This is a genomic window from Bacteroidota bacterium (assembly GCA_034723125.1).
Lineage (GTDB): Bacteria > Bacteroidota > Bacteroidia > CAILMK01 > JAAYUY01 > JAYEOP01.
In genome coordinates this window covers 1-5,609 of record JAYEOP010000042.1, presented here as the reverse complement: position 1 = coordinate 5,609, position 5,609 = coordinate 1, and the positions used below count along the sequence as shown (strand labels likewise).

6 protein-coding genes are annotated in these 5,609 nt (G+C 28.9%); all 6 read left to right on the top strand.

Annotated elements, in window-relative coordinates; all coding sequences use genetic code 11:
• A partial coding sequence (locus tag U9R42_01495; GenBank protein MEA3494689.1) for a hypothetical protein occupies positions 1–241 on the top strand: 241 nt, incomplete at its 5' end.
• Positions 242–451: 210 nt separating this feature from the next.
• A complete protein-coding gene (locus tag U9R42_01490; protein MEA3494688.1) occupies positions 452–673 on the top strand; it encodes a hypothetical protein in 222 nt (73 codons plus the stop codon).
• Between the two features lie 4 nt (positions 674–677).
• Positions 678–830: a T9SS type A sorting domain-containing protein gene (locus U9R42_01485; protein MEA3494687.1), complete on the top strand. Its 153-nt coding sequence runs from the start codon at positions 678–680 to the stop codon at positions 828–830.
• Positions 831–901: 71 nt separating this feature from the next.
• Positions 902–2,062, top strand: a complete 1,161-nt coding sequence (locus tag U9R42_01480; GenBank protein ID MEA3494686.1) for a T9SS type A sorting domain-containing protein — start codon at positions 902–904, stop codon at positions 2,060–2,062.
• 434 nt (positions 2,063–2,496) lie between these two features.
• Entirely contained in the window at positions 2,497–5,007 is a 2,511-nt protein-coding gene (locus U9R42_01475) for a T9SS type A sorting domain-containing protein (GenBank protein ID MEA3494685.1), read from the top strand.
• A 351-nt stretch (positions 5,008–5,358) separates the two neighbouring features.
• A partial coding sequence (locus U9R42_01470; protein MEA3494684.1) for a hypothetical protein occupies positions 5,359–5,609 on the top strand: 251 nt, incomplete at its 3' end.

The following is a 5,609-nucleotide window of genomic DNA, read 5'->3' as shown; positions in this document are numbered from 1 at the left end:
TGATAAATGGCAAATACCGAATTTTTTCATTGTTTATTTTTTTTACAAAAATACAAATATAATTTTCGCCTGTTTTGTATTTCATGAAACTTTTGCTTTTCAGGAAAGGAGATGCAGGATTCAGGATGCAACAGTCGGCAGTCAAAGACAGTCAGTCGCCAGTAAGCAGTCGGCAGTCAAAGACAGTCCTCAGTCGGCAGTAAGCAGTCGGCAGTCAAAGACAGTCCTCAGTCGGCAGTAAGCAGTCGGCAGTCAAAGACAGTCCTCAGTCAACAGTCTGTTTTTGTTTTTTAACTTTCGAAGCGAAGCAAGTCCGTAGGATTAGTTTTTAGCTTTTAGTCGGCATTCAAATTACCAATCCTGAAATTTCCAATATAATAATTTGATTTTTTTAAAATAATAGGTTTCTATTAAATTTTTTTCTGTACTTTTGTATTAAATTATTATACAAATGAGAACTATACAATTTCAAATATCGGATGAACTTGAAAAAAAAATAAGTTTATATACCATGAATATTCAGGGCTTTATCAATAATGCGATAAATGACTACATCAAAAAATCCCAAAACAAATTAATAGAGAAAAGACTAATAGAAGGTTATCAGTATTCTTCAAAAGAATCTTTAGACATCAATAAGGAATTTGAAAAAATAGAAATTAATAATTGTTGATGTATTGGATAAAACTTATTATAACAACTATTTGGCTGAATATATTGAAGGGAATAATTTGGTTTCAATTGACACTAAGGCATTAAAACCTGGTGTTTATTTTGTAGAACTTTCAACAAATAGCAACAAGATTTATAAGAAATTTACTAAATTATAAAAATTATTTTAATCATCCCTGTCTGACAGGCAGGGATTCAACTTTTACTTTTTTAGAACAATCCTAAACTCATGAAAAAATCATTATTATTGTTGTTGTTGCTATTTAATATTGTTCAGTATGCTAATGCACAATGGCAAAAAACTAACGGACCTGTATGCGATTTTGTATATAGTATTAAAAGCAATGATAGTTATTTGTTTGCTTCATCACAAATTGGCATATTTAGAAGTGGTGATGGAGGAGATAACTGGATTTCTGTAAATAATGGTTTGAAAGATTCATTTGTTTTTTCACTTGAAATTTTAGGAAATAAAGTGATTGCCGGTACTAAGAAAAATGGTATTTTTATCTCATCAAATAATGGGAATAACTGGAAAGAGGCTAACAATGGATTAACAGCAAAGAGGACTGTTTGGACATTGATGGATGATAATGAATCAATCTATGCCGGTCTTGATTTTGGTTTATTTGTAACAAACGATTATGGGATAATCTGGGGTTCCTTAGGTTTACCTATGTTAGATATAGTGTCAATTGCTAAAACAGGATCTTTTTTAATAGCAGGGGGACATACTGTTTATATATCTGAAAATAACGGAATTACATGGAACATTAAAAACAATGGACTGCCAAATGATGATATAGCTGATCTTGCTATATGTGATTCAATAGTTTTTATTTTAACTTCTAATTGGGGGCTTTATAAATCCTATGATTTTGGAGATAACTGGGAGGCTGATGCAACTTTTAATATTAATACATGTAAGAAAATACTTGTAAAGGACTCCGATATTTTTGTAGGAACTTATTTTTATGGAATATATTATTCTTCAGATTATGGACAAAGCTGGAAAAATATTAGTGATGGATTAGCGTATAAAACAATATATTCAATGGAAATCATAGATGATTATCTTTATGCAGGCACATATCAAGGAGGGGTTTGGAAACGAAAATTATCAGAAATAGTTGGAGTTGAGTACAATAAAGCTGTAGATGAAATAACTGTTTGTCCAAATCCGGCAAGTGAAAAAATTTATTTAAAGATTCCTCTCTCCTCAAAGACTGAGCTTAATATTATTGATATGAATGGAAATGTTCTAATCAAAAATAACTATCATGACAATAAAAACATAGAGGTAAATATAGATAAAATTCCAAAAGGGGTTTACATATTAAAAATAATATCGGGTAATGAGGTGTTTATTGAGAAATTTCTCAAACAATAAATGAGTCCACTCTAAAAATTCTTAAAATGATTTTCAGCTCCTTTCTACCCCAATCACTAAATGGGGAAGTAGCTGAAAATCAGGACTCCCTTTAGGGAATGGGGCAATTCCTGATTTTCAAAACCTGCACTCATTACTTTTTAAAGTGGATTCAAGATTAGAAAAGTTGACGAATAGAAAATTGCAACAAAACAACAAAATTTAAAATAAAATTTTGTTTTTCCTTAATAAATCATTTTTTCGTGTAATCACTATCATTACACAGTTATATTACTTTTGTCAGAATTAATTTAAAATTTATTTAAAGAAAATGCTTACCTTTTGCCTTTAAATTGTACAAACAAAATAAAGACTGTTAAATTGCTTTTAAAATTTATTTGTAAAAGTAATAATTAGAATAAAAATTTAATTAAACTATTTTAAAAATTCATATCATGAAAACGAAACTTTTAATAATCTTAATCCTTGCTACTTTTCAATTTTCAACTGCACAAGAAATAAAATTTGAGAAAATATTTCCGCTTGCATCAGTATCAAAATACAAAGCCGATTTTGACGGAGCTTGCGGTCAGGTTGCTTTTATTGATATAGATAACGACAATGATAAAGATGTATTACTAACTGGAAATAACAATTTTAAATCAAATGCCAAGTTTTATAAAAATGACGGTAAGGGTAATTTTTCTGAACTTACAGAGATTCCTTTTTTAGGAATTCATGTTATCACATTTGCTTTTGCAGATGTTGACAATGATAGTGATAAAGATATTTTGATAGAGGGAAAGGATAATGATGAAAACGAAATTACAAAGCTCTATAAAAATGATGGTAATGGAAATTTTACGATGGTTGTGGGTACTCCATTTTTTAATGCAAAGCAAGGTTCAATTTCTTTTGCTGACGTTGACAACGATAATGACCAAGATGTTTTAATAACAGGTCGTAGCAGTTCAAATATTATAGTAGCAAAGCTATATAAGAATGATGGTTCCGGTAATTTTACAGAAGATACTACTGTTCCTTTTACCGGAGTATATCGTAGTTCTTCTGCTTTTGCCGATGTTGACAATGACAATGATTTGGATGTTGTTATTTCAGGCAGAAGTGGTGTTAATGTGTATATTACAAAAGTTTACAAAAATGACGGTAGTGGTAATTTTACAGAAGTAACATCAAATAATTTTGAGGAACTTTATAATACTTTCATATCTTTTAATGATTTTGATAATGATAATGACAAAGATTTATTAATTACAGGACAAAATAATTATGATAAACCAAAAACAAAACTTTATAAAAATGATGGAAACGGGAATTTTATAGAAACTGCTTCTTTCAAAGGAGTTTGTTATGCTTTCACGGCTTTTGAGGATATTGATAATGACAATGATGAAGACCTTTTGATAGCAGGCTTTGATTCTAAAGGTAATGAAATTACTGTGCTTTATAAAAATGATGGTAATGGAAATTTTACAGAAATTCTTAATGAGATTCTTTTTAACATGATTAAAAGCAAGTCATTTGCTTTTGCAGATGTTGACAATGATAATGATAAAGATTTATTAATTGCAGGAACTAATAATTTTGGACATCTAATTACAAAACTGTATATAAATGATGGCAGTGGAAAATTTGCAAGAGTAAAAAGCTCTTCTTTTTGTGGTGTAGCATATAATTCTCTGGATTGTTGCGATATAGATAATGATAATGACCAGGATTTAATAATTACAGGATATAACGGTTATGAGCCACAAGTTGCAATAATTTATAAAAATGATGGTAATGGTAATTTTCATGAAGTAAAAGACACTCCTTTTATAGGAGGATGTTGTACGACTGTAGAGTTTGCAGATATTGACAATGATAACGACATGGATGTTTTAGTTGTAAATGAGAAAGCTTCAAAGCTATACAAAAATGATGGGAATGGTAATTTTACCGAAATTGCATCATCCATTACAGAAGTTGGTATTGGCTCTGTGAAGTTTTCGGACATTGATAATGACAATGACAAGGATCTTTTAATTACCGGATCGAAAGATGGTAAAGGAATTGCAAAACTATACAAAAATGATGGAAATGGTAATTATATTGAAGACTTAACAACAGCATTTGAAGGAGTGTTTTATAGCTCAGTTGCTTTTGCAGATATTGATAATGACAATGATAAGGATGTTTTAATTGCAGGAAAGAATAATAATGAGCAAAATATTACTCAACTTTATAAAAATGATGGAGCAGGTAATTTCACAATAGCAACAGTTTTTGATGGTATATATTCTGGTTCTGTTGCTTTTGCGGATATGGATAATGATGGTTATATAGATTTATTACTTACAGGAAATGGAATTGCTAAACTTTATAAAAATGATGGGACTGGCAATTTTAACGAAGTAGCAAATCTTGGAACTGCTTTCCATAGTTCTATTTCCATAGCAGATGTAAATAATGACAATAAACAAGATATTTTAATTACGCATGGAAAGACTACTAATTACTGTTTTGCAAATATTTATAAAAATAATGGAAATTTCAATTTTACAGAAGTTAAGAACTTACCTTTTAGAGGAGTATTGGCTGGGGTTGCCCTTTTTGTTGATATAGATAATGACAATGCTCAGGACGTTCTTATATCAGGTATAAGTGCTGATGGACCTATAACTGAACTATTTCGTAACACAAGTTTCTATGGAACTACAGAAACAATAATAAAAAAGATCAAGTTCTATCCAAATCCAACAACCTCCATTGTTAATTTAGAATTATTTGAAAATGCTCAAGATATTCAAATTAAGGTTAGAGATATTTTGGGCAAATTAACAAAGCAACAACATTTCAAAAACAAGAAAAAAATTAGCTTTGAAATTGAAGGTAGTGAAGGAATTTATTTTGTAGAAATAATTTTAGCAGACAAAAAGGAAGTTATTAAAGTTGTGAAAAAATAATTTTTTTTCACACACTTAGAGACACTACTTAATCAAAATAAAAATAAAATTTTAAACGATTGAAAAGAGATTTGATTTGTAAATGATTATTTCTCTTTTCAATTTTCCATTATTAATATATTTTACGAAATTTAAAATAACTCAAAAATATTTAGCATTTAATTGGTAATTTTGAGTCGTAAAAAATGTTAAAATTCTGTATTTTTAGCTTTCAAAAAATGGGAAAATGAAAAAAAATTTAAATTTCTTGTATTGTACTCGTAGCAACATTTCTGGGATAATCGTAATTGATAATTATAAAAAACTTTGATAACATTTTTGAGTTCAAGTTATATATAAGTAGAGAGGCAAATGAAATTAACAACTGATGAAATAATTGAGGGGTTTAGAAACAAAGATAATGAAGTTATCAGATATGTTCATGATAAATCATTTAATTCTGTTAAAATGTATGTCAAAATGCAAAATGGGAGTGAGGATGATGCTGTTGAAGTTTTTCAGCAAGGAATGATAGCTGTTTTTATAAGAATAAGAAAGGGAGATTTAAAAATAGAAGATGGTAAATTATTTAATGATTACTTATTTATAATTTGTCGTAATAT

Bases quoted from the DNA above. Each gene is read 5' to 3' on its own strand.
- U9R42_01490 (MEA3494688.1), top strand. From the start codon at position 452: ATGAGAACTATACAATTTCAAATATCGGATGAACTTGAAAAAAAAATA.
- U9R42_01480 (MEA3494686.1), top strand. From the start codon at position 902: ATGAAAAAATCATTATTATTGTTGTTGTTGCTATTTAATATTGTTCAG.
- U9R42_01475 (MEA3494685.1), top strand. From the start codon at position 2,497: ATGAAAACGAAACTTTTAATAATCTTAATCCTTGCTACTTTTCAATTT.